A 23,061-nucleotide genomic window follows, 5' to 3' on the forward strand; every position below is an offset into this window, starting at 1 on the left:
GAACCCCCTAGCCCGCCTCGCGGCCCACCATCAACGCCGAAACGGCCCAGCCGGCCGCGAACTGGCCCAGATACCGTCCCACAATCGGCGCGGGCGGGGCGGCGTTCGTCCTTTTCGGAGTCTCACTGACCGTCATCGGCCCGCTCCTGCAGCCGATCCGCGAGGAGTTTGCGACCAACAACGCCACCATCGGGCTGCTTTTCCTTTTTTCGTCCGCCGCGCACGTTGCGGGAACGATGGCCGGATCGTATTTTTCGGACCTCATCGGGCGGCGGCTGTTCGTCGTGGCCGGTCTGGTCACCCTGGCGCTCGGGTTCCTCTTTTCGGGGCTGGCGCCGAACATTCAGATCTTTCTGCTAAACGGCGTGTTTTTCGGGATCGGATACGGCATGCTCGACGGGCCCTGCAACGCCCTGCTGGTCGACATTTCCGGTCCCCGCTCGGCCCGGGTCCTGAACTTTGTGCACGGCGGATTCGGAGTCGGTGCGGTGATCGGACCGGTTTTCGCCGCGATCGTCTACAGTCAAACTGGCGACTGGCGACCGGTGTTCGTAGCGCTGGCGGTGGCCTGGCTCCTGCTGGCGATTCCGTTTGCCCTCGTGTCGGTCCCAAAGGAATTGCCGGCGCGGTCGGCGGGATGGCGAATACGCAGCGTGCTCGGGCTGCACCTGACGCTGATCATGGGGGTAATGTTCTGCGCGGTTGGGGTTGAGTTGATCTATCAGTCCTGGCTGCCCAGCTTCCTCGAATTGGAGCGCGGCTTCGAACGCACGATCGCGGCCGCATCGCTGACTGCGGTCTCGGTCGGACTGGTCCTCGGTCGGGCAGCGATGGGGCTCGTAGCCGGCCGCTGGGACCCATACCGGCTGCTGGCGGTCCTGATGGCGGGATGCGCCCTGGCGGCGTTGGCGGCAATGTTGGTTCAGAGTCCGGTGCTGGCGGTCGCCTTGTTCGGCCTGGCATCTCTGCTGGCGGCCGGGGGTTTTCCGACCGCGATCTCGCTGGGAACGGCCGAACTTAGGTCAAACGTGGGCAGCGCCACGGGCCTGATCGTGGCGTCGGCGGGAATCGCCGGGATGACTTTTCCGCCGATCTCGGGAGTGCTGGCCGAAAATGGGCAATTCGATCTGGTCATGCTCCTGCCGGCGCCGCTCGCCCTGCTCGGAGCGGGGCTGGTGCTGATTGCGCGAATGAACAGGCGCCAAGCGGGGCACTCGTGAACGACGAACTATCGCGATCGGTGCTGGCGGTCGACTTCGGCGGCACCCAAATCCGCGCCGCCCGAGTGATGCGCGACGGTTCGATCCTCGATGAAAACTACGGCCTGACCGGCGACGGGGAACCCGGCGAAGTGGTCGCCCGGATCATCGGCGTCGTCGCCCGGTCCTGGGAAGCGGCGGCGGCAGCAGGCGACAAACCCGCCGCGATTTCGATTGCCGCACCCGGCCCGATCGACTTCGCCAGGGGGGTGATCCTGAGCGCACCGAATATTGCCGGATTCGCCAACGTTCCCATCTGCGATTCGGTCAGCGAGCGGTTCGGGCTCCCGGTTTTTCTGCAAAACGACGCCAACGCGGCCGCCCTGGCCGAGCACGAGTTCGGGGCCGGTCGCGGGTTCGATCACATGGTCTACCTGACCATTTCGTCAGGGATCGGGGCGGGAATCATCTCGCACGGGCGCCTGTTGCAGGGCGCGACCGGCAATGCCGGTGAAGTCGGACAGATGACGGTGGACTTGAACGACCGCGTCTACCAATCGGGGTGTCTGGGCACGATGGAGGGCCAGGCTTCGGGCGACCACCTGGCAAAATACGCCGCGTCCCGGCTGGCGGCCGGCCAGCGGTCCTCGCTGACGAAGGTCGTGGCCGACGGCGGCGAGCTGGACGGTGAAGCGGTTGTCGCTGCGGCGCGCGACGGCGACCCGCTGGCGCTGGCGACCTGGCAGCGCGCGCTTGCCGGGCTCGGCGCCGGGACGGTCAGTTTCGTGCACGTCCTGAACCCCGAGATCATAGTCGTTGGCGGCGGGGTGGCCAACGCCGGCGAGATGCTGTTTGCGCCGCTGCGCGATTACGTCAGGCGCTGGACCTTACCCGGGTTTTCCGAACACCTGCAGATCGTTCCGGCCGCCCTGGGCAACCGGGTCGGGATTTTGGGCGCCGCTGTCTGGGGGTGGCGAAATCAGGCCGGGCAGGCCTGAGCGGTGCTGACGAGGCTGAGCCAATCGGACAGGACCTGCAGGTCAAAACCTTCGATCCAGGGTTGGACCAGGTAACGGTCGCTCCCGAAATACAGTGGCAGCAGTGGATGGTCGCCCACAACCTGGCGCTCGGCGGCCCGGAATAGGGCCAACCGGTCGGGACCAAATCCGAGGTCATCGGCCTCGGCGATCAGGGAGTCAACCGTATCCGAGCTGTACTCGAAATGATTGACCGGACTCTCGGACCCAAATAGTGCTGCGACGAAGTTCTCCGGGTCCAGGTAATCGGCGTACCAGCCCAGCGCGAAAAGCTGGAATTTGGGATCGGACGGTCCGTCCAGGGCGTCCAGGGTTTCGGCGAACGTCAGGGTCCGGAATTTGACATCGACGCCGAGGTTTCGCTTGAGGCTCTGGGCGATGGTCCACTCGAGCCAATCGACGTTCAGAGATCGCCCGACCAAAGTGAAGATTATCTCGGGCAGGTCCTCGGCGGACCCGTAGCTGGACTCGGCCAGCAGTTCGCGCGCCCGCTCCGGATCGTAGCCGGGAACCCCGGCCGATCCGGCCTCGTAACCAGGAATGCCCGGCGGGATTATTCCATCCGCCACCTGAATCGATCCGTCGTTCTGGAGCAGGACCAAGCGATCGACGTTGATCGCGTGTGCAAATGCGGCCCGGACCAGGGGATCGTCGAATGGGGGAGTTTCCGACCTGAATCCCAGGTAGGAGAGCGACACCGGCGGCGAGGCGGTCACGTGGGAGCTCAGCGGATGCGCCGGATCCGTCACCTGGATCAGCGTGGGGCCGGCAATGGGGATTGCGTCGAACCCACCGCGCTGATACGTGTCGAACGCCTGCTGCCCGCCCACCGGGTGAAATTCGGCCCGGATCAGTTCGGTCTCCGCGCCGCGATGGTGATTGCGGTTGCCGGTGACGATGATCGGATCGCCTTCGTCGGCGCGCGGATAGTCGACCAAAACGAAGGCGCCACTGGAATTGGGATTGAGCCACCAGCCGGTTTGCTCGACCTGATTGGCGTCGACGACGTAGCTGGCCGGATAGCTCAGTTTCTGCAGAAACGAGGATTTGGGTTGTTCGAGCTCAATCTGCACGGTCCGCCCATCGACCGCGCGAACACCCGGGAGGTCGGCGCGGAGGGCGGCGCGGAATTCTTTCGCTCCCAAAATGTCGCCGAGGTAGGTCTGCGCGGTGCTAGAGGCAACTTCCGGCGAGAGGGCGCGCCGGATGGAGAAAACCACGTCGTCGGCGTCGATCGGGACCCCGTCGGCAAAGGCGGTGTCCGGGCGCAGGGTGAAGGTGTAAATGCGCCGGTCTTCGGACTGTTCCCAATCGATGGCCAGATCACCCTCGATCGAACCATCGCTTGTGCCGCGGACCAGGCCCGAGTACAACAATCCAATGTAGAAATTCGAGGACGAACTGCGGGCGGTGGCCGGATCCAGGGTGATCGGGCGGCGCTGGGCCATCCGCAGGACATTGGGGGCCGGCGTACACACGGCCTGGGCGTCGGCAGACGATTCGTCGCCGAAAACGGGCGAAGCCGGCCAGGTCAGGGCGAGCAGCAGCGCCAGCAGCAATCCGATCGTGCTCCAGCGTGCGACCGGCGCCAATTGCTCGGTCATGTAGGAGGGTTCAGTGTCTTCCGCGGAACGGGACGCCAGAATTACCGGGCAGTCTGGTGAAAGCCGCCATGCAGATTCCGGCAACAAATTATCTTTTGGCGATCGACCAGGGCACCTCCGGCACCACCGTGTTGGCGGTGGACCGTGGCGGCAAGGTCCTCGACCGCGCCTACCGTCCGCTGGGGTCGCGGTTCCCCCGCGACGGATGGGTCGAGCAGAGCGCCGCAGAGATTTTCGAATCGGCCCTGGGGGCAGCCCGCGAACTGCTGGGCCGCCAGGGATCGCCGCCCGCCGGGATCGGCATAACCAACCAGCGCGAGACGACCCTTCTCTGGGACCGGGCCAGCTCCCGGCCGCTGGCTCCGGCCATCGTATGGCAGGACCGGCGGACCGCCGAAATCTGCCTGGAGCTCAAGCAGCGGGGCGCCGAGGCCATGGTCCAGGAGCGGACCGGGTTGGTCATCGATCCGTATTTTTCGGGGACCAAGCTAGCCTGGTTGTTCGATTCCGATCCGGACCTTGCGGCCAGGGCCCGCTCCGGCCGGGTGTGCTTCGGGACGGTGGATTCCTGGCTCATCTGGAAACTCACCGGCGGACGCGAGCACGTTATCGACGCGACCAATGCCGCGCGCACGATGCTGGCCCGCATCGATCCGCCGGGTTGGGATGACGATCTTCTGGATCTTTTGGGGGTGCCCCGTTCGATCCTGCCCCGGATCGTTCCCTCCTCGGGATGGAGCGCGCTTACCGACCGCGACGTGTTCGGCGCGGCGGTGCCTTTGGCCGGGATCGCCGGCGACCAGCACGCGGCGCTTTTCGGGCAAGCCTGTTTTGAGCCCGGGCAGGTCAAGACGACCTACGGCACCGGCTGTTTCGTGTTGCTGAATGCCGGGAGCCGTCCGCCCCGCTCGGAGAACAAACTCCTGTCCACCCTGGCCTGGCAGATCGGCGAAGAGACCACGTACGCGCTGGAGGGCTCAGTCTTCATGGGCGGGGCGACCGTGCAGTGGCTGCGCGACAACCTCGGCCTGATCGAAAACGCCGCCGAGTCCGAAACGGTTGCAGGCAGCGTTCCCGACAGCGGGGGAGCGATCCTGGTGCCCGCGTTCACCGGCCTGGGCGCGCCCGACTGGGACCCCGACGCGCGGGCCGCCATCCTGGGAATGACCCGCGACACGCGGTCCGCGCACATCGTCCGCGCCGGCCTGGAATCGATCGCCCTCCAGGTCTGCGACGTCCTCGCGGCAATGGGCGCCGATACCGGCTCGCCGATCGCCGAGATGCGGGTAGACGGTGGGGCCGCGGAGAACGACCTGCTGATGCAGATGCAGGCCGACTACAGCGGCATGGCGGTCATCCGGCCGGCGGTGACCGAGACGACCGGGCTAGGCGCAGCCCTGCTGGCCGGGTTAACGCTCGGCTGGTGGCCGGACCTGGCCGCTATCTCCGGGGTCTGGGAACGCCAGGCCACCTTCTACCCTGACCGGGACCTGGATCGCGTCGCGATGATGGCTAACTGGCGCCGCGCGGTGGAGCGGTCTATGGGCTGGGCACGCTAGCCGAGGGAACGGCGAGCGTTCGACACCGTCCCTCGTCAGATCAGTTGCCCAGCGCGGCCTCAAAGGGACCGGCGTCGGCAAACGGACCCAGCACCGCCAGCCGGAAATTGGCCGGGTCCAGCACCCGCTCGGCCACCCGCACGACGTCTTCGGAGGTGACCGCGTCGATCTGGGCCACGGCTTCCGACAACGGAAGCACCCGGTCGTAGAGCGCGGTCTGGCGACCGATCCAGGCCAGGACTCCGCGCGTGTCCTCGGTTCCCAGGATCAACCGGCCACGCACGAATTCGCGCGCCCGCTCGAGTTCGTCGGGGTCCAGCCCGCCCAGCGCCAGTCCGAGCTCGGACTTGATCGCCTCCAGGGCGCTGACCGCCTTGTCCGGGCTCACGCCGGCGTAAACCCCGAAATGACCCTGGTCCGAGGACGGGTGCCAGTACGCGTATACCGCGTAGGCCAGACCCATCTGTTCGCGGATGCGCTGGAAAAGACGTGAACTCATGCCCTGTCCGAGGGCGGCGTTCAGCAGGCTGAGCGCGAATCGGTCGGGGTCGTTCTGGGCCGGGGCCGGCATCGTCAGCAGCATGTTGGCCTGTTCGGTTGCGCGCTCCTCGACATGCAGCGCCTGCCCCGTCGCGCGCCCGTCGGAATATTCCCTTTGGGCCGGCGCCCGATCGCTCGCCCAGGACCCGAATTCGCGTTCGGCCATAGCCACCGCCTCGGCGTGGCTTGGTTTGCCGGCGATCGCGACCACCGTCGATCGCGGCTCGTACTGCTTGGAAATGAAGTCCAGCAGGTCGTCGCGCTCGATCGAATTGAGCGTTTCGCGACTCCCGATGATGTCGCGCCCCATCGGATGGTCGGGATAGGTGATCCGCTCCGAAAGCAGGTCCGTCATGGAATGCGGGTCATCGTAGTACATGTCGATCTCTTCGAGGATCACGCTGCGTTCGCGGTCCACGTCCTCGGCGGGGATCAGGTGTTCGGTCACCAGGGAGGAGATAACCGACGATCCCTTCTCAAAACGCGGGGCCGGGACCTTGCACCAGTAGGTGACCAGTTCCTTGCCGGTCGATGCGTTCAGAACTCCGCCGACCCCCTCGATCTGCTCGGAGATGGCGCGCGGCGTGGGCCAGCGGCGGGTCCCCTTGAAGACCAGGTGTTCGATGAAATGGGATATGCCGGCTTGGGCGCTGCTTTCGAAGCGTGATCCGGCGTTTATCAACACCGCGTAAGAGACAGCCTGGGTGTTGGGCATCGTCGCCGATACCACTCGCAGGCCGTTTTCGAGGGTGGTTGATTCGGCTTGATCGATCGGGTTGGCGGCGATTTCGAGCATGTTGGTCGGTTATGGCCTTGGCGTATTTCGGGCGGATTCTGCCGAAATTATCAGCCGCGCGGACCCCGCCGAAGACCGCAATTGGCGGCCGGCGACGCCGGGCTCTGCCCGGTCCGTGAATCAGACCCGGGCCGACCGAGTTGCAGCGACTTGGCCCGGTTCGCTCCCCAGCAGAATGTCTGGATTCGTGCCGGGCAATGGCAGGTTGCCACAATTCGCAGGTGCTCAATCGAACCACTGTCGCAGAACACACCTCCAGGGAGCTTGGCAATGGCCAGAACTATTTCCGTCGAAGAGGAGTTCCAGAGGCCGCCCGAAGAAGTCTGGTCGGCGCTCACGGATTGGAACAACGCCCACCGATGGATGCCCGGAATCGAAGCAATGACCGCCAATGGCGAGACTGCGACCGGCACGGAGCTGATTTTCCAGGCACGCGGGGCGCGGCGGACCAGCACCATCGTGAGCTGCGATCCCGGCCGGTCCATCGTGCTGCGTTCGATACAGGGCGGGGTAGTTGCGGACTACCGATACGAAATCCAGGAACTGGGAGGAGGCTCTTCCCGCGTTACCCTGGTCGCCGACTGTAGGTTTTCCGGACTTTTTTGGCGATTGGTCTCGCCACTGCTGCGAATCGCAATTCGATATTCCGACGGCAAGCAACTGCGCCTGTTAAAGGCCTTGGTCGAGCCCGGGTAGGCCCGCGAATAGGCGTCCGCCGGAATTCTCAACGCCCAAGGTTGCCTCCCCATCCGCGACCGTACCGCGGTCGAACGTCAGGTGGCCGTGCGGCGCAACATCGATCCGGGCGCGGCCCGTGCGATTCAATCCCGGGGATCTATTGCAATTTTTCAAGGTCGGTGGGACCCGCGCTTGGGGCCGGGGTACGGTAGGTGCGGGACGAAGCGGTCGAGTTGGCCGACCAATTTGGCGGCGGCGCCAAACCCTGTGGTTGGCCGGTGCGCGCGCGGAAGCTCGCCCGTCCGCTCCGGACCGATCTCCAGCGACCCGAAGCCGATTCCGGGAGAATCGGCAGATGTTACGCAGAATCCTCCCGATTGGGGATACGAGCCTGCGCCGGCCGGCGCGAATCACTTCCAATTTTCAAGGCGATTTGATTGCGCTGGCTGGGGACATGGTCGAGACCATGCGGGCCCACGACGGGGTGGGTTTGGCCGCGCCCCAGGTCGGCGTCCCCACGGCCTTGATCGTCATCGAGGTGCCCGAACCGGCCGATCCGGAATCGGAATCTACGCGCCTCTACATCCTGCGCGATGCGGTGATTGAAGGGTTGTCCGAATTCGAGCCGATGCGCGAGGGCTGTCTGTCGCTGCCCGGTTACTTCGGGTACCCGAACCGGGCCAAGCGGGCCCGTGTGCGGGCGCTGGACTTATATGGTCGGCCGATGCGGCTGGAAGCCGAGGGCCAGCTGGCCCAGGCCTTGCAGCACGAGATCGATCACCTGCGCGGGATCCTGTTCACCGATCGGGTCGGCTCGTTGCACTTGGTCCGGGCCGAAACCCATCCTGAGCCAGTGCCCGCCTAACGGCGTACCTCGCGTACGAGGTGGGCAAGTTCGGGCAGCAGAACGCCATCAAGCGCGGTCTTGACCGCGTTCGGCGACCCCGGAGTCACGACCACGATCCGGTCTTGTATGGAGCCCGCCAGGGCGCGGCTCAAGATGGCGGCGGTACCGATTTCGCCCCAACTGATCCGGCGGAAAGCCTCGCCGTAACCGGGCAGTTCCTTGTCCAGCCGAGCCTGCAGCGTTTCGACGGTCCGGTCGCGGGATGAGAGCCCGGTGCCGCCGAGCAGTATCAAGCAGGCCGATTCGCCGGACATGAACCGGTCGATCGTCGCGTTTATTGCAGCCGGTTCGTTCGCCACCAGGTCGCTGCGGCCGATTCCGTAGCCCGCGCTCTCGATCAGTTCCCGGGCAACCCGGCCGGAGACATCGGTGCGCGGAGTTCGGGAGTCCGAGACGACCACCACGTCGCAACTGATGGCCCCCAGCGCGCGGGCTTCGCGGCGGTGCTCGGTGGTGGAAGCTGACCCGGAAGGCTGCGCCGATTGAGCCACTAAAGGGCGTAGCCGCGCATGCAGTCCTTGATCTTGGCGATGATGGCTTCGGAAGCCGATCGCTCGCGCTGCCAGATATTGCGGCCGTAAATGAACCCGGTGGCCCCGGCCTGCATCGAAAGTTCGACCCGCTTCAGCAACTCCTCGTCCCCGACCCGCGATCCGCCGGACATGATCACCATCGAATTGGCGGCCGAGCTCAGGACCTGGCGCAGCGCGCTGCCCATGTCCGGCCAGACCTTCGAGTCGTACGGCGCGGGCGCGCCCTCGACCGGACCGACCGATCCGTCGGGGTTTTGGACCGGGTAATTGACCTTGATCACATCGGCGCCGAGCTCTGAGGCCACGCGGGCAGCGTAGTCGATCGCGTAGATGCTGTCGCGCCCGCCCTTGGCGTCGATGTGCTCGCCGCGCGGATATGCCCAGACCACCACCGGCAATCCGGCGCGATCGGCTTCCAGGCGAACCTGCGAGAAGTTCTCGAAGTCGGTCTCCTGCTGGGCGGACCCGAAGTAAAGCGTGTAGCCGATGGCGTCGGCACCAATCCGAACCGCGTCTTCGACCCGCGCCGTCAGCGGCGAACGCGGCGCGTTGGCGGGCGGAATCTCGCTCTTGCCGTTGAGCTTGAGGATCAACGGTACCGCGCCGGCGTAGCGGCCCACGTATTTGTTGGCCAGACCGAATTGGACGGCGATCGCCGAATAACCGGTATCGGCGGCCAGCGAAAAGACGTAGTCGGGGTCGAGACTGGCCGGATTGACGAAGAAATCCCGCGGCCCGTGCTCCATGCCCTGGTCGACCGGCAAGACCAGCAGGGTCGAGCCGCCGGGGCCGTGTTGATTGAGCATGCGGCCCAAGCGCACGCTCTTGCCGGCGCTAAGACCTAGATCTGCAAGTGTCGGTCGAGTCAATTGGGGCTCCGTTGCAAGGGACCGCAGAAATTATCGCGATCCCGGTCCGGCCGAGTCTCTAAACCGGCGGGTGGCGCAGCCCTTTCAGCGCGGACAGGTTCGCCGGCGGACACAGCGACGTGCCGAGCGGGTTGGTGCCGCTGCCGGGGCCGTGAAAGTCGCTGCCGCCGGTCGGAACCAGATCGAAGCGCTCCGCGTAGCCAAGCGCCCAGGCCCGTTCGGCGTCGGGAAAGCTGCCGTAGAAGACTTCCAGGCCGGCCAATCCCGCCTCGATCGCGGCCGGCAGCAGGCGGTCGAGTTCCAGCTTGCCGCCGTGGAAATCGTAGTAGGGGTGGGCGATCACCGCCAAGCCCCCGGCCGCCCGGATCAACTCGATCGCCTCCGGCACCAGCGTTCTCTCACCACTCACGTAAGCCGGCGCGTCGTTGCCAAGCCAGCGATCGAATACCCGGCCCCAGTCGTTTTCGTAGCCGGCCTCGATGACGGCGCGCGCTATGTGGGGGCGCCCGATCTGGGCGTCGCCGGCGATTTGGCGCACGCGGTCGAACGACACCGCGACTCCCAAGTCCCGCAGCCGCTGCACCATGGCCCGCGCGCGTCGGGTCCGGCTTTCGCGCTTGACCCGGTCCAGGCGCGCCATTTCCTCGGCCCGCGGGTCGCAGAAATAACCCAGCACATGGACCGTCTGCGGGCCTCCGGCCGCGGTCTTCCAGTGACACGACATCTCCACGCCGGCGATCACCTCGATCCCCATCCGTTCGCCCGCCGCCTGTGCGGCGGCGACCCCGGACATGGTGTCGTGGTCGGTGACGGCCAGGGTGGCGATCCCAGCCGCCCGGGCCGCGCGGACCAGCTCCTCCGGAGTGAACTCGCCATCGGAGGCGGTGGTATGGGCGTGAAGGTCGGCGCCCGGGGCAATCATTGCGACAGGCTCCCCCGCGTTTTCAAGGGGAACTCGCGGCGCGCTCGGCCGAACCGGTGGCGACCGGGCCCGAAGCCGGTTCGGGCTGGATCCAGGCCAAGTCGAAACGGTCGATGAATTCGTCGGCCAGGGCCGGGCCCCAGCTGCCGTGCTCGTAACCGCCGAGGCGGTATGAGCCGACTTGTTCCCAGGCGCTGATCAACGGGTCGACGATCTGCCATGACAGCTCGATCTCGTCCGAACGGATGAACAGTGAGGAATCGCCCGCGAGCGCGTCGACGACCAGCCGTTCGTAGGCATCGGGTATGGCCAGCTCGGGCGAGTGCTGGGCGTAGTCGAAGTTCATCTTTACCGGGGCCATCTGCATTTTCCCGGGCAGCCGCGTTTCGAAGCTCAGGTCCATGCCCTCGGCCGGTTGCAGGCGCAGGGTGAGCGCGTTGGGCCGCAGCTCCAGATCCTGGCCTGCGCGGTTGAACATCACGTGCGGCGGAGCGTTGAATTCGACCACTATCGTGGTCGAACGTTGCGGCAGCCCCTTGCCGGAGCGCAGGAAGAACGGCACCCCCTTCCAGCGCCAGTTCTCCACCTGCAGGCGGAGGGCGGCGAAGGTGGCGGTGTTGGAAGCCGGGTCGACGCGCTCGGTATCGCGGTAGCCGGTGTACTGGCCACGCACCGACTCGTCGAAGACCGCATCTCCGACGACCCGGCGCACGGCGCGCAGCACTTTGACTTTCTCGTTGCGCAGCGCGTCCGACTCGATCGTCGCGGGCGGCTCCATCGCCACCAGGGTCAGCAGTTGCAGCAGATGGTTCTGAAACATGTCGCGAAAGATCCCGGCGCTGTCGTAGTAGCCGCCGCGGGCGCCGATGCCCTCGTCCTCGGCGACGGTGATCTGGACCTGCCTGATGTAGTGGTTGTTCCAGAGCGGCTCGAAGATCCCGTTCGCGAATCTGAGCACCAGGATGTTCTGGACGGTGTCCTTGCCGAGGTAATGGTCGATGCGCAGGATCTGCTCTTCGGCGAACCGCGAATGCAGCAGCCGGTTGAGTTCGCGGGCCGATTCCAGGTCGCGCCCGAACGGCTTTTCCACGACCAGCCGGCTCTGCGGGTGCCGCGCTAGCTCTTCGACCTTGGCCAGGCCCCGGGCGACCGCGCCGAAGAAGCGCGGCGCGCAGGCCAGGTAGTAAAGGCGCGGCCCTTGCTCGGTTGATTCGGTCTCGTTGAGCAGGCCGGCTAAGCGCGCGTAGCCGTCGGTGTCGCCGAAATCAAGCCGCAGGTACTCGATCCCGGCGGCGAACTCGTCCCACTGAACTGCGCTCGTCCCGCCCGGACGCAGGCGGCGGCGCAGCTCGCCGAGATCGATGTCGGTGTGCGCGACCGCCAGAACTCGCAGTTGGCGCGCGATCTGGCCCGTCCGCCAACCTTCCAGCAGCGCCGGAATGAGCTTGCGACGGGTCAGATCGCCGGTCGCTCCGAAGATGACTACGGTGGTGACTACTGCTGCTGCTCCCGGGGGCGCACCGCGTGGCCGCCGAACTGTTGCCGCAGGGCGGCCAGCATTCGTTCCGAAAACGGCGACGGGTCGCGGGATCGAAATCGCCGCAGCAGGGCCAGGCTCAGGACCTCGGCCGGGCTGTCAAGGTCGATCGCCTCCTGGACAGTCCAACGCCCCTCCCCCGAATCGGCCACGTAGGCCTCCAGGCGCTCCAGGCGCGGGTCCTCTTCCAGGGCGCGGACCGCTAGGTCGAGCAGCCAGGACTGGATGACCGAACCGTAGCGCCAAATCTGTCCAACCTGGGCCAAGTCCAGGTCCATTTCCGCCTTCTTGGCCATGATCTCGAATCCTTCGGCCATGGCCTGCATCATGCCGTATTCGATGCCGTTGTGAATCATCTTCGTAAAGTGCCCGGCCCCGGCCGGACCGACCAGCCCGAGGCCGCGGTCAGGGCCGGGTGCTAAGGCCTGGAACAGCGGCTCGATGCGCTCGTAGACCCGGCGATCACCGCCGATCATGAGGCTGTAGCCGTTGGCCAGTCCCCAGACGCCGCCCGAGGTTCCGCAATCAAGGAACTCCAGGCCCTCGGCCGCCAACATCTCCGAGCGCCGCTGCGAGTCTTTGTAATTGGCGTTGCCGCCGTCGACGATCACGTCCCCCCGGTCCAGCAGCGGAATCAGCTGCATGATCATGTTTTCGGTGACGGCGCCGGCCGGAACCATCGTCCAGAGAACACGCCGTCCGGCCGGCTGTTCCAGCTTGCCGACCAGGTCCGGCAAGCTGGCGGCGCCGACCGCCCCTTTTGCAACCGCTTCGGCGACCGGGCCGGGGCTGCGGTTATAGGCCACGACGCGGTGCGAAGACCGCAGCCAGCGTTCGGTCATGTTCAGGCCCATGCGGCCCAGGCCGATTATTCCGATTTCCAAGCGTGACTCCTTGACTGCGGAATCTGGGTTCAATTCCCCGGCGGGCGGTCGGATCCGGCCAGTTGCCGGGCCAGCCCGTTCAGTCCCGCCACCGGATCGCCGCCCAGATCGATACCGGCAACGTTCAGGTCCAGCTCCGCCAGCCGCGCCAGGTCGCCGCCGGCTTGGGCGTGGGCGAGCGTTCCCAGCCCGTATTGGCTGTCGGCCACGGGTGGTTCAAGCGGAGGCCGGGCGGGGGCCAGGAAAAGAAAACTCCCGTTGCGCGGTCCGCCCTTGTGCAGCTGACCGGTGGAATGCAGGTAGCGCGGTCCATATGCCGACGTAACGGCAATCCCTAGTCGGCCGATTTCGCCGGCCAAACCGGCTACCGCCTGGTCGTAATCGGCGGTCTCGGGGTAGTAGGAGAGCAGCGCGGCGTACCCACCCTTCTGCAGACGATTTACCCACTGCCCGAAATCACCGGCCGGCAGCGCCGCCAATTCGCGGCCTTCGGCAAGGCCGGCGAGCAGGTTCGCGGTCTTGTCCTTGGCCGCCTGCACGTCCGGCTGATCGAAAGGGTTCATCTCCAGCAGCGCGCCGGCCAGCGCGACCGCGAACATCCAGACGAACATCTCCCCCGGTACCGCGCCAACGTTGGGGACCCCGCGGCGCTGCAGCGCGAACCCGCTACCCTCCAGCCGCTCGGCCAGGAGATCGGTCGCTTCGTTCTGGTCGCCTTCCAGGCGCAGGTAGCAGAAAAAGCGATCCGGTCCGTAGTGCTGCTCCGCCAGCAGCGGTTCGCCGCAGACCGGCACGATTCCGCGGCCGTTTTTACCCAGGCTTTCGGCGACCAGTTGTTCGATCCAGAGCCCCAGGCGCGCCAGCCGCGGCGAGAGAAGCAGGGTGAGTTTGTCGCCCCCGCCGCGGACCTGGCCGGCGAGCAGGGCGGCCAGCCGGGCACCCGGGTTGACGGCCAATTCCACGCCGGGCCCGCAGGCCCGGCGGCCCACTTCGCCAGCGGCGCTAAGCGACCGCAGGTCCTGCCCCAGCATCGCCGGGGCTATCAACCCGAAGGGGGTGAACGCCGAGTAGCGACCGCCCACCCGGGGGTCACCGGGAAGATACGTCGCCATGCCCTGAGAGGCGGCAAATTCCACCAGCGGGGATCCCGGATCGGAAATGGCGGCAAAGTGGGAAAGCGGGGATTCGATCCCGGCCCGCTCGAGCCAGTCCCGGAAGTGTTCCAACAGCGACCAGACCTCGGTCGTGGTCCCCGATTTTGAAGCGGTCAGGAAAAGCGTCCGCCGCGGCGGCAACTCGGCCTCGACGGCCGCGACCTGGTCAGGGACGGTGCTGTCAAGAACCCGGAAGCTGATCCCGGTGGCGGGCTCGTAAAGCGAGGCGAACACCGCGGCGGCCAATGAGCTGCCGCCCATGCCAAGGAGCACCGCGTGCGAAATACCCCGCTGTCGGGCCGAATCGTGCAGGTTGAGCAGGCCGTCGAGTCGGCCCAGACCGGCGGCCGGGTATTCGAGCCAACCGAGCGCGTCCAGGTCGCCCAGTCCCGGCCAGAGCGTTCGATCGCGCCGCCAGAGCCGCTCAACCGCGTCGGCTTCAGCCAGCGCGGCCAGCCCCTGCCGGGTCAGGTCATCCAAATGCGGGTCTCCGGGTCAGCCGGCCGGCGCCAGTTGGCGGGCCTTTTCGGCGACGACCGCCAGCAACGCATCGTAGGAATCGGCGAAGGACTTGACCCCGGCGGCGGTCAGTTGATCGGTAATCGCGTCCAGGTCAAGGCCGGCCGCGCGTGCCGCCGCGACAGTGTCCCTGGCCTGGGCGATCCCGGGTCCGAGCGTATCGGCCGCCTCGCCGTGGTCCAGCCAAGCCTCGAGGGTGGACCCGGGGAGCGTGTTTACGGTATCGGAACCGATTAGTTCGCGCACGTACAAGACGTCCGAGTATTCCGGGTTCTTGGTGCTGGTCGAAGCCCAAAGGCAGCGCTGCCGGCGAGCGCCGGCGCGTTCGAGCCAAGCAAACCGAAAACCCCCGAATATCTCCAGGTAGGCCGCATAGGCCAGGCGCGCGTTGGCGATGGCGATCCGCCCCTGAAGGTCGGGTCGTCCCAGCTCGCCAAGGGCCGCGTCGGCGGCCGAATCGACCCGCGAGACAAAGAACGAGGCGACCGAGGAAACCGCTCCGAGGTCACCGCCGGACGCGGCCCACTTTTCTAGGCCCTCCACGTACGCGCTGGCGATCTCGCGGTAGCGCGGCACCGCGAACAGCAGGGTAACGTTCACGTTTACGCCCTCGCCGATCAGGGTCCGGAAAGCGCCGACGCCGGCCGCCGTCCCGGGCACCTTGATCATCAGGTTGGGACGATCCACCTTGGCGAACAGACGTCTGGCGGCGGCCACCGAGGCCGCCTCGTCGTCGGCCAGCCGCGGTGGCAGTTCGTAGCTGACGAACCCGTCGGACCGCCCGCTGGCGGAGTAGACGTCGGCGAATAGGTCGCATGCGCGGGTTATGTCGGCCAGCGCCACTTCCTCGAAGACCGCCTCCGGCTCCAGTCCCTGTCCGCGGAGCGCGCTTATGTCGGCATCGTAGTCGCTCGAGGACGAGATCGCTTTTTCAAAAATGGTCGGATTGGAGGTCACGCCCCGGACCCCGGCGGCGATCAGTTCGGACAGCCGCCCCGAATCGAGCAGCTCACGCGAGATTTCATCCAGCCAGACGGCCTGGCCGTGTTGCAAGAGGTCGGCAATGGGGTTCTGGGTCATTTCCGTCGTTCCTTAGGCTGGCGGCGGATGGTAGACGCTCCAAGCACCGTCCGGTTGGGGCGATTTTCGACCACCGCGGCCGCCGGTTACCGCCCTCCGGCGCGTTCGATCGCGTCCACCTTGGACACGCGTCGCAGGAAGCGCTCCTGGGGGTCGAAACTGGCGCCCAAGAATGCCTCCACGATCTCCAGGGCCGGTTCCACGCCGATGACCCGCCCACCTAGGCAGAGCACGTTCATCCCGTCATGCTCGACGCCCTGGTGGGCCGAATAGCGGTCGTGGCAGGTTGCCGCGCGCACGCCGGCGTGCTTGGAGCAGGCTATCGAAGCCCCGACTCCCGAGCCGCAGATGACGATTCCGCGGTCGGCCGCGCCGGACTGGATCAGTTCCGATACGGCGACGCAGTAGTCGGGGAAGTCGTCGACGGGGTCGTACTCGGAGGCCCCGCAGTCGATCAAGTCATACGGCCGTTCGGCCAGCCAGGCGGCCACCACCTGCTTGAGTTCGAACCCGGCGTGATCGGCGCCGATTGCGACCTTCAACGCTCAACTCCTTGATTTGCTCAAACGCGTTCGCGTGATGCTCACGACATGAAAATCCCGCCGCAGATGTTCAGCGCCTGGCCGGTCATGTAATCGGAATCGGGCGATGCCAGGAAGCTGACTGCGGCTGCGACTTCGGATGGTTTCTGCATGCGGCCAAGCGGGATCTTTTCCAGTGATTGGCGGCGCACCTCGTCCACCGGGATTCCCAGCCGGTCGGATCGTTCGCCGGCCAGGTGGTCCCACATCGGGGAATCGACCATCCCCGGGCAGTAGGCGTTGCAGGTTATCCCGTGCGGGGCCAACTCGGTCGCGACCGCCCGCGTGATCCCCACCACCGCGAACTTGGACGCATGGTAGACCGATTGCAGCGGCGTCGTCCGCTTGCCGGAAATCGAGGCGGCGTTGATGATCTTGCCGTGGCCCTGCTTGATCATCTGCTTGGCGGCCTCGCGGTCGGTGAGGAACACTCCCCAGTTGTTGACCGAATTGATGCGGTCGAATTCGGCCCGGGTGGTCTCCACCAGCCAGGTGGTGGTGTGCAGCCCAGCATTGGCGATCACGACGTCGAGCTTGCCGAATTCGGACACTGTCTTCTCGACCATCGCCGCAACGTCGTCTTCCTCGGTAACGTCGCCGCCAATGGGGATCGCGCGGCGCCCGCGCGAACGGGCTAGGTCGCAGGCCCTTTCGGCCGCTTCCGGGTTGTAGTCGTTGACTACCAGGTCGGCGCCGTCGGCAGCCAGACGGTCGATGATTGCGTTGCCCAGCGCCCCGCCGCCGCCGGTAATCAGGATCGCTTTTCCGCTCAGATCGCGCATCGATTCGTTCCCCCGCCGGTCGCAGCCCGGCTGGATAAAGCCCTTGGGCAATTTTGACCGCCGGTAGCGGCTGGGGAATGCGACCGGCGACTCCTCCCGGCAATTAATCTAGTTACTTGGCGGCACCGGCCTCTCGCAGCCTTCGCCGCAATTGGCATTCGCGTTTGCAGCAGACCTCCAAGCCCGCTCCCGGCGGCCCCGCCGCGGCAGCGGCCAACGAAGGCGACGGCGATCCGCGCGACCAGCTGGTCCAAGACCGCCTGGAATACTCGGGTCGCGTGGGTCGCTTCCTTTACGGGTTGTTTCCGGCGGTGGCGATTCCGGCCTACATGGTCCTCTGGCAGGGCAACATCGCCACCATGCTGGCGTTCTGGATGCAATTTACCGCCGAGGGCTACTTCGTATACCTCCTGACCGGTTCCAATTCGATGCTGGCCATCGTGGGCATGGCCAGATCGCTGCCAATGGTCGTCGTGGCGCCGGTTCTGGGAACGCTTGCCGATCGCGTCGACCGCCTGAACATGCTGGTGGCGGCGCAGGCGGCCGGGGCGATCGTGGCCGCGGTGGTAGCGGCGTTGATCTTCCTGGACCTGATCGAGCCCTGGCACCTGGTCGTCGGAGCGCTGCTCGGCGGAGTGGCGATCGCCGCCAACTTCCCGGCCCGCCAGGCCCTGGTCATGTCGATCGTGGGGCGCAAATACATGATGAACGCGGTCGCCCTGCACACAACCAGCATCGGCGCCACGCGCATTCTGGGCCCGCCGGTCGCCGGGGCGGTCCTGGCTTTCGTCAGCGTCGCCTGGTGCTACGCGTCAACGGCGGTGCTGACCGCGCTGGCCGGCCTCTACATCCGCCGCATCAAGGCGCCGCCGGTCGAAATGCCCAATCGGCGCGTTTCATTCGTCCGCGACATCCTGGGCGGCTACCTTTACGTCCTGCGCAGCCCCCAACTGCGGCCGGTGGTGATAACCGGCGTCGTCATTTCGGTGCTGTTCTATTCGCATTACCAATTCATTCCGGCGATCGCCCGCGACGTGCTGCTCTCGCCCGAGGCCGGCCTGGCGATCCTCTCGGCCGCTTCCGGGGCCGGCGGCCTGATCGGAGCCCTGGTGGCTTCGCGGCTCGATCACATCCGCCGCAAGGGGTTGCTGCTGTTTGCCGGGTCGATGCTTTTCGGGGGGTCGATATTGGTCTTTGCCCAGACCGCCTGGCTGCTGCTGGCGGCTGCGATGCTCTTTCTGGCCGGACTGGGTTCAGGGCTGGCTCAGGCCACCAACGGCGCGCTCCTGCAGCTATTGGCCGAAGACCACTACCGGGGCCGCATGGGCGCGGTCCAGCTGGTGCTCTGGGGGCTGACCCCGATCGGTGCCATTCCGATGGGGATCCTGGGCGATGCGACCAGCTCCTCGTTTGCGGTCGGCCTGGCCGCGGCGGTCGGGCTGGGTCTGCTTTTGGTGCTCCTGGCGGCCGCCCCGCAGATTAGGCGCCTGCAGGTTTAACCGGCGCTCCGGGCCGGCGGCGCGACTATCCGATCGCCGAGGCCGGCGTCGGATCCAGCAGCGTCACCTTGATCCGGTCCCGGTCGAGCATCTCGGCGACTCTCAGCGAAATCTCGTCCTCCCATTCGGGAGTCTGGTAGACGGCCGCATACAACCGGGTGCGCTCGGACTCGTCGGCGAAGGTCCGGATCCAGACGTAGGTGTTTTCGTCCTCGGAGCCAACGAAGCTGCCGACGATCGTCATTCCCTTCGCGCGCTGGAAGGGAATGATCACTTCCTCCATGTAATCGACCCAGTTCTGGCGCTGCCCCGGAAGGGTCTTGTACTCGCGCAGTTCGACGACCATGCTGCCTCCCCGCCAAATCTCGCCGGACGGTCCCGGTCACCGCCGATGCGCCGAACCAAAACTGGCTTCCGGCGAAAACGCGGTCACGGCCAAAGTCTAGGGGCCGTTGCCGTGGGGCGGATAGGAGCCGGCCGGGCGAAGTTCGAGCGATCCCGCCGGCCGCGCAACCCCGCTCCTCAAATAAACTTCTAATGGCCGCGCTAGGTGGGGAGATAGCGGTGCCCTGCACCCGCAAACCGCTACAGCGGGACCGAATTCCCTTCCTCGGAATTCCGGCGGTCGATTCTGGTTCGCAACCGGCGCGACGAAGGTTGGGCCCCGTGCGACGGGAAACTCCGAACTCCGTCAGGTCTGGAAGGAAGCAGCGGTAAGGGGACCTTTCCGGGCGCCGCGGGATCACCTGGCCCGAGCGGCGGGGGCGGATCGTGGCGGCCAAATGGGTTACAACGAAGGGTGCGCGGCCATAAAGGCAAATGATCCGAGGTTTCGGCCACAAGTGGTCGCTGATTCGAGCCGGTAGATGTGCGCTTCCATACTGGCCGGGGATTCGCTGCGGGCGCTGTACAACAAATACCGGCCGCAGCGGTTCGCCGACGTCGCCGGACAGCGCCACGTCGTGCGGATCCTGCAGAACGCGCTGGTGCACAAGCGTGTATCGCACGCCTACCTTTTCTCAGGCGAGCGGGGCACCGGCAAGACCACGGTCGGCCGGATCCTGGCCAAGGCTCTCAACTGCCAGCGCGGCATCCAGCCCGAACCCTGCAACGACTGCGAACACTGTCGCAGCGTCGGCAACGAGTCCTTTCTGGATCTGATCGAGATTGACGCGGCCAGCCACACTTCGGTAAACGACATCCGCGACCTGCGCGAGAAGGTCCGCTACCGCCCGGCCTCGGGCCGTTACAAGGTCTACCTGATCGACGAGGTGCACCAGCTCTCGCGCTCGGCCTACAACGCGTTCTTGAAGACCCTGGAAGAACCCCCCGACCACGCGGTTTTCATCCTCGCGACCACCGATCCGCACCGTGTCCTGCCGACCGTGCGGTCCCGGTGCCAGCACCTGCGCTTCAAGCGCATAGACCACGCGCAGATGATCGGCCAACTGGAGCGCATCGTTGGACTCGAGGAAGCGATGGCCGACGACCAGGCGCTGGCGCTGATCGCCCGCAACGCCGAAGGCAGCCTGCGGGATGCGCTGGGCCTGCTGGAACAGGGCCTTGCCTACGCCGAAAACCGCCTGACCGAGCGCCAGATGCGCGAGCTTCTGGGCACGGCCGGTTACGAAGGCGTCAGCATCGTCGCGGCCGCGATCGCGCGCGGGTCGGTCGGCGACGCGATGACCGCCCTGGCCCAATCGATCGACGACGGGGCCGATCCGACCGCACTGCACCGCCAGCTGGTCGGATTTTTCCGCGCAGTCCTGATGCTCTTGACCAGCCGCAACGAGTCGATCCTGGGCCAGTACTCGGCCGACGAGCTGGCGGTCCTGCGCGAGGTCGCCAACAACTTCGCGCGGATCCGGCAACCCCTGGCAGTGGTGGAAGCGTTGACCGAACGCCCGCCGCTCACGGCGGCCCGGCCTCCGCAGCTAGACCTTGAATTGGCGATCGTGCAGGCGGCCCTGGCCACCGGCGCCGAGGACGCGCTCCAGCCGTTGCCGGCGGTCGAAGCGCCCACAGTAAAAACCGCCGCTCCCTCCTACCCGGCGCCAGCCGCAGAACCGGACCCGCAGGCCCGGCCAGAACCCGCGGGGGCGGCCGCCAACGCCCCGGCCGCCGGACTCGAGCCATCACCCAAACCATCGGTGGACCCCGGGACCGGGCCCGAGCCGGAACCGGAACCCGAGCCGGAGCCTGCTCCGCCCCCGGGAACCGGCGATTCGGATCTGCTGGAACGATTCGAAGCGGTGCGAGAACGGTTCATCGCCCTGGTCCGCGAATGGGACCCTACCGTACAGGGACAGTTTCTGGGCGCCCCGGCCCGGATGGAGGGTTCCGCGTTGGTGCTGGGGATCCGGCAGCAGTTCGCGCTCGACCGGCTCGACAGCCCGGCCAAGCGGGCCGGCCTGGAGCAGATCGCCCAGACCGCGCTCGGAGAACCGGTCGAGTTGCGGCTCGAGCATGTTCCGAGCGATTCGGGCGGCGAGGCGTACACTGCCAGAATCGCCAGGGCTGCCGGTGAATTGCTGGGCGCCCGCGAAATCAAAGACGTATGACTCGGACCTAATCCAATGAAAAGAGACGGACGATGCAGATGATGCGCAAGATGCAGCGCCAGATGGAGAAGATCCAACAGGAGCTGGAATCGACCCGGATCGAGACCAGCGCCGGCGGCGGGCTGGTCAAGGTCGTCATCAACGGCCAGCAGGATATCGAATCAATCAGCATCTCGCCGGATGCGGTCGATCCGGAGGACGTCGAACTTCTGGAGGACCTGGTGCTGGCCGCGGTCAACGATGCCGTCGGCGAATCGCGATCGGTGGCGGCACGCAAGATGAGCGCGCTGACCGGGGGCATGAAGATTCCCGGGCTTTCCATGTGAACCCGGCCGGTTCTCCCCTGGCGGGCGGGCCCGATGCTTGACGCACAACTTCCGGGGCCGCTGCGCGAGTTGATCGAACGATTCACCGCACTGCCCGGCGTCGGGGCCAAGACCGCGACCCGCTACGCGATGCACCTATTGCGTTCCCATCCGGGGACCGCCGCCGCGCTGGCGTCGGCAATCGGCAACCTGAGCGAGCAGGTGTTTGAGTGCTCGGTCTGCCGCAACTACGCCGATTCGCAGCGCTGCCGCTACTGCACCGATCCCGATCGCCAGGACCGCGTGCTATGCGTCGTCGAAGACCCGCTGGACCTGCTCGCCCTGGAGCAGTCCGGGAGCTACGAGGGTCGTTACTTCGTCCTGCACGGGGTGCTCTCGCCGATCGACGGGGTGGGTCCGGCCGACCTGCAAATCGGCCGGCTCAGGGATCTGGTCCGCGAGCGTTCGGTTTCCGAGGTCATCGTGGCGACCAACGCCTCGATCGAGGGCGACGCGACCGCCAGCGAAATAGCGCGCCAGCTGGAGGGCGACTCGTGCCGGGTCACGCGCCTGGCGCGCGGTCTGGCCACCGGCGGAGATATTGAATTCGTCGATGCCCGAACCCTGGCGATGGCCCTGGAAGCCCGGCGACCGGTTTAGCTACCGATCCGAGAAGGTGCGCTAGTCGCGCGACACCCACAGCGGATTTACCGGCCGGTTGCGGATCTTGGACACGGCCACGTAGAGGAGCGGCCCGGCAAAAGCGGCGATCCAGGGGAGCAGGACCTCCAGGAAGAAGTTCTGTCCCAGGAAATCGTGCACGGCCGAGTCCTCGACGATGAGCACGACCCCGATGCGGAAGATGACCGCCGCACCGATGTAAATGAGGATCGGGAAACGGCCGGTGAAGTGGGCGATCAGTCCCGACCCCACGAACAGCAGCGGGATCGACAACGCCAGGCCAAAAATCAACAGGCCGACGTTTCCGTGCGCCGCCCCGGCCACCGAGAGGATGTTGTCCAGGCTCATCACGACGTCGGCAAGCAGGATCAGGCCGATCGCCTGGCGGAACGATCCGGCCTTGCGGCCCCCGGAATGGTCGGACTTGTCCATCGTCAGCAGCCGCCAGCCCACCCAGAACAAGGCCAGCCCCCCGGCCGCGGCCAGGAACGGCAACGCCAACAGCTGGGTGGCGACCGCCGCCAGGCCGACCCGCAGCACCGTGGCCGTTCCGGCGCCGATAATGATCGCGTTGCGGCGCTCGCTGCCGCTCAGGCTGGACGCGACCACCCCGATCAGGATTGCGTTGTCGCCGGACAGGACCAGGTCGATGACGATGATTTGCAGGATGCTGCCGAGCAGCTCGCCATCGACGGATGGGGCGAAGGGCAAGGCTAAGGGACCTCGGAGTCTGGGGAAACGGTGCTGGGTTCGACCCGGCTCTGAGCCCGGCACTGCAAACCGGTCAGGGCACCGGCCGGTTGCCAAAATCGCAGGCCAGCCTCCCGCGAACGC

General features: G+C 66.4%; 22 protein-coding genes and 1 other RNA gene. 10 read left to right on the top strand and 13 right to left on the bottom strand.

The features are described 5' to 3' along the window. Positions 1-29 precede the first annotated feature (29 nt). Positions 30-1,220, top strand: coding sequence for an MFS transporter (locus F4X41_06350; protein MYB16641.1), 1,191 nt, complete (start codon positions 30-32; stop codon positions 1,218-1,220). Continuing rightward, on the top strand, positions 1,217-2,197 hold the full coding sequence (locus F4X41_06355) for an ROK family protein (protein ID MYB16642.1): 981 nt from the start codon (positions 1,217-1,219) through the stop codon (positions 2,195-2,197). The genes F4X41_06350 and F4X41_06355 overlap by 4 nt, the downstream gene beginning before the upstream one ends. Here the strand turns inward: F4X41_06355 and F4X41_06360 are convergent. Beyond that, positions 2,179-3,840 (bottom strand): peptide ABC transporter substrate-binding protein, encoded by a 1,662-nt coding sequence (locus F4X41_06360; protein ID MYB16643.1) that lies wholly within the window; start codon positions 3,838-3,840, stop codon positions 2,179-2,181. The genes F4X41_06355 and F4X41_06360 overlap by 19 nt on opposite strands. 68 nt (positions 3,841-3,908) lie before the next feature. Between F4X41_06360 and glpK the strand changes: the two genes are divergently transcribed. Next, entirely contained in the window at positions 3,909-5,399 is a 1,491-nt protein-coding gene (gene glpK / locus F4X41_06365) for a glycerol kinase GlpK (protein ID MYB16644.1), read from the top strand. Positions 5,400-5,439: 40 nt separating this feature from the next. Here glpK and F4X41_06370 read toward each other — a convergent pair whose 3' ends face one another. Beyond that, positions 5,440-6,735, bottom strand: a complete 1,296-nt coding sequence (locus F4X41_06370; GenBank protein ID MYB16645.1) for an insulinase family protein — start codon at positions 6,733-6,735, stop codon at positions 5,440-5,442. 270 nt (positions 6,736-7,005) lie between these two features. On the opposite strand from F4X41_06370, the gene F4X41_06375 reads away from it, so the two are divergent. Next, the gene (locus F4X41_06375) at positions 7,006-7,431 is read left to right on the top strand and encodes a hypothetical protein (protein ID MYB16646.1); all 426 of its coding nucleotides are present in this window, start codon (positions 7,006-7,008) and stop codon (positions 7,429-7,431) included. A gap of 337 nt (positions 7,432-7,768) precedes the next feature. Further along, positions 7,769-8,278 (top strand): peptide deformylase, encoded by a 510-nt coding sequence (def, locus tag F4X41_06380; GenBank protein MYB16647.1) that lies wholly within the window; start codon positions 7,769-7,771, stop codon positions 8,276-8,278. On the opposite strand, the gene F4X41_06385 is transcribed toward def, so the two are convergent. The 9 genes from F4X41_06385 to F4X41_06425 form a co-directional block, all read right to left on the bottom strand. Continuing rightward, complete coding sequence (locus tag F4X41_06385; GenBank protein MYB16648.1) at positions 8,275-8,745, bottom strand: molybdenum cofactor biosynthesis protein MoaB; 471 nt, start codon at positions 8,743-8,745, stop codon at positions 8,275-8,277. The genes def and F4X41_06385 overlap by 4 nt on opposite strands. Positions 8,746-8,810: 65 nt before the next feature. Continuing rightward, positions 8,811-9,659 carry a fructose-bisphosphate aldolase gene (locus F4X41_06390; GenBank protein ID MYB16649.1) on the bottom strand — a complete coding sequence of 283 codons (849 nt, stop codon included), beginning with the start codon at positions 9,657-9,659 and terminating at the stop codon, positions 8,811-8,813. 121 nt (positions 9,660-9,780) lie between these two features. Continuing rightward, complete coding sequence (locus F4X41_06395; protein MYB16650.1) at positions 9,781-10,644, bottom strand: PHP domain-containing protein; 864 nt, start codon at positions 10,642-10,644, stop codon at positions 9,781-9,783. Between the two features lie 22 nt (positions 10,645-10,666). Further along, positions 10,667-12,241, bottom strand: a complete 1,575-nt coding sequence (gene zwf / locus F4X41_06400; GenBank protein ID MYB16651.1) for a glucose-6-phosphate dehydrogenase — start codon at positions 12,239-12,241, stop codon at positions 10,667-10,669. Next, positions 12,139-13,065 carry a decarboxylating 6-phosphogluconate dehydrogenase gene (gene gnd, locus F4X41_06405; GenBank protein MYB16652.1) on the bottom strand — a complete coding sequence of 309 codons (927 nt, stop codon included), beginning with the start codon at positions 13,063-13,065 and terminating at the stop codon, positions 12,139-12,141. The genes zwf and gnd overlap by 103 nt, the downstream gene beginning before the upstream one ends. 29 nt (positions 13,066-13,094) lie before the next feature. Beyond that, on the bottom strand, positions 13,095-14,699 hold the full coding sequence (locus tag F4X41_06410; GenBank protein ID MYB16653.1) for a glucose-6-phosphate isomerase: 1,605 nt from the start codon (positions 14,697-14,699) through the stop codon (positions 13,095-13,097). Between the two features lie 15 nt (positions 14,700-14,714). Next, the gene (gene tal / locus F4X41_06415; GenBank protein MYB16654.1) at positions 14,715-15,818 is read right to left on the bottom strand and encodes a transaldolase; all 1,104 of its coding nucleotides are present in this window, start codon (positions 15,816-15,818) and stop codon (positions 14,715-14,717) included. 86 nt (positions 15,819-15,904) lie between these two features. Further along, on the bottom strand, positions 15,905-16,360 hold the full coding sequence (rpiB, locus tag F4X41_06420) for a ribose 5-phosphate isomerase B (protein ID MYB16655.1): 456 nt from the start codon (positions 16,358-16,360) through the stop codon (positions 15,905-15,907). Between the two features lie 41 nt (positions 16,361-16,401). Continuing rightward, on the bottom strand, positions 16,402-17,181 hold the full coding sequence (locus tag F4X41_06425) for a glucose 1-dehydrogenase (GenBank protein MYB16656.1): 780 nt from the start codon (positions 17,179-17,181) through the stop codon (positions 16,402-16,404). A gap of 164 nt (positions 17,182-17,345) precedes the next feature. On the opposite strand from F4X41_06425, the gene F4X41_06430 reads away from it, so the two are divergent. Then, positions 17,346-18,680, top strand: coding sequence for an MFS transporter (locus F4X41_06430; GenBank protein ID MYB16657.1), 1,335 nt, complete (start codon positions 17,346-17,348; stop codon positions 18,678-18,680). Between the two features lie 25 nt (positions 18,681-18,705). Here F4X41_06430 and F4X41_06435 read toward each other — a convergent pair whose 3' ends face one another. Then, positions 18,706-19,026, bottom strand: a complete 321-nt coding sequence (locus F4X41_06435; GenBank protein MYB16658.1) for an NIPSNAP family containing protein — start codon at positions 19,024-19,026, stop codon at positions 18,706-18,708. Between the two features lie 195 nt (positions 19,027-19,221). Between F4X41_06435 and ffs the strand changes: the two genes are divergently transcribed. The 4 genes from ffs to recR all read left to right on the top strand — a co-directional run bounded on the left by ffs (position 19,222) and on the right by recR (position 22,206). Then, positions 19,222-19,487: signal recognition particle sRNA large type (gene ffs, locus F4X41_06440), an RNA gene on the top strand. A 59-nt stretch (positions 19,488-19,546) separates the two neighbouring features. Further along, on the top strand, positions 19,547-21,241 hold the full coding sequence (gene dnaX / locus F4X41_06445) for a DNA polymerase III subunit gamma/tau (protein ID MYB16659.1): 1,695 nt from the start codon (positions 19,547-19,549) through the stop codon (positions 21,239-21,241). Between the two features lie 32 nt (positions 21,242-21,273). Further along, positions 21,274-21,567 (top strand): YbaB/EbfC family nucleoid-associated protein, encoded by a 294-nt coding sequence (locus F4X41_06450; GenBank protein MYB16660.1) that lies wholly within the window; start codon positions 21,274-21,276, stop codon positions 21,565-21,567. 33 nt (positions 21,568-21,600) lie between these two features. After that, positions 21,601-22,206 carry a recombination protein RecR gene (gene recR, locus F4X41_06455; protein MYB16661.1) on the top strand — a complete coding sequence of 202 codons (606 nt, stop codon included), beginning with the start codon at positions 21,601-21,603 and terminating at the stop codon, positions 22,204-22,206. A 21-nt stretch (positions 22,207-22,227) separates the two neighbouring features. Here recR and F4X41_06460 read toward each other — a convergent pair whose 3' ends face one another. Then, a complete protein-coding gene (locus F4X41_06460; protein MYB16662.1) occupies positions 22,228-23,037 on the bottom strand; it encodes a TerC family protein in 810 nt (269 codons plus the stop codon). Positions 23,038-23,061 lie beyond the last annotated feature (24 nt).

The sequence above is a fragment of the Chloroflexota bacterium genome (assembly GCA_009840625.1).
Classification (GTDB): Bacteria; Chloroflexota; UBA11872; order UBA11872; family VXNJ01; genus VXNJ01.

Excerpts from the sequence above, each read along its gene's own strand:
- def (MYB16647.1), top strand. The coding sequence starts at position 7,769 with ATGTTACGCAGAATCCTCCCGATTGGGGATACGAGCCTGCGCCGGCCG.
- dnaX (MYB16659.1), top strand. The coding sequence starts at position 19,547 with ATGTGCGCTTCCATACTGGCCGGGGATTCGCTGCGGGCGCTGTACAAC.
- F4X41_06450 (MYB16660.1), top strand. The coding sequence starts at position 21,274 with ATGCAGATGATGCGCAAGATGCAGCGCCAGATGGAGAAGATCCAACAG.
- F4X41_06435 (MYB16658.1), bottom strand. The coding sequence starts at position 19,026 with ATGGTCGTCGAACTGCGCGAGTACAAGACCCTTCCGGGGCAGCGCCAG.
- glpK (MYB16644.1), top strand. The coding sequence starts at position 3,909 with ATGCAGATTCCGGCAACAAATTATCTTTTGGCGATCGACCAGGGCACC.
- F4X41_06425 (MYB16656.1), bottom strand. The coding sequence starts at position 17,181 with ATGCGCGATCTGAGCGGAAAAGCGATCCTGATTACCGGCGGCGGCGGG.
- F4X41_06360 (MYB16643.1), bottom strand. The coding sequence starts at position 3,840 with ATGACCGAGCAATTGGCGCCGGTCGCACGCTGGAGCACGATCGGATTG.
- tal (MYB16654.1), bottom strand. The coding sequence starts at position 15,818 with ATGACCCAGAACCCCATTGCCGACCTCTTGCAACACGGCCAGGCCGTC.
- F4X41_06390 (MYB16649.1), bottom strand. The coding sequence starts at position 9,659 with ATGCTCAATCAACACGGCCCCGGCGGCTCGACCCTGCTGGTCTTGCCG.
- recR (MYB16661.1), top strand. The coding sequence starts at position 21,601 with ATGCTTGACGCACAACTTCCGGGGCCGCTGCGCGAGTTGATCGAACGA.
- F4X41_06375 (MYB16646.1), top strand. The coding sequence starts at position 7,006 with ATGGCCAGAACTATTTCCGTCGAAGAGGAGTTCCAGAGGCCGCCCGAA.
- F4X41_06370 (MYB16645.1), bottom strand. The coding sequence starts at position 6,735 with ATGCTCGAAATCGCCGCCAACCCGATCGATCAAGCCGAATCAACCACC.
- F4X41_06395 (MYB16650.1), bottom strand. The coding sequence starts at position 10,644 with ATGATTGCCCCGGGCGCCGACCTTCACGCCCATACCACCGCCTCCGAT.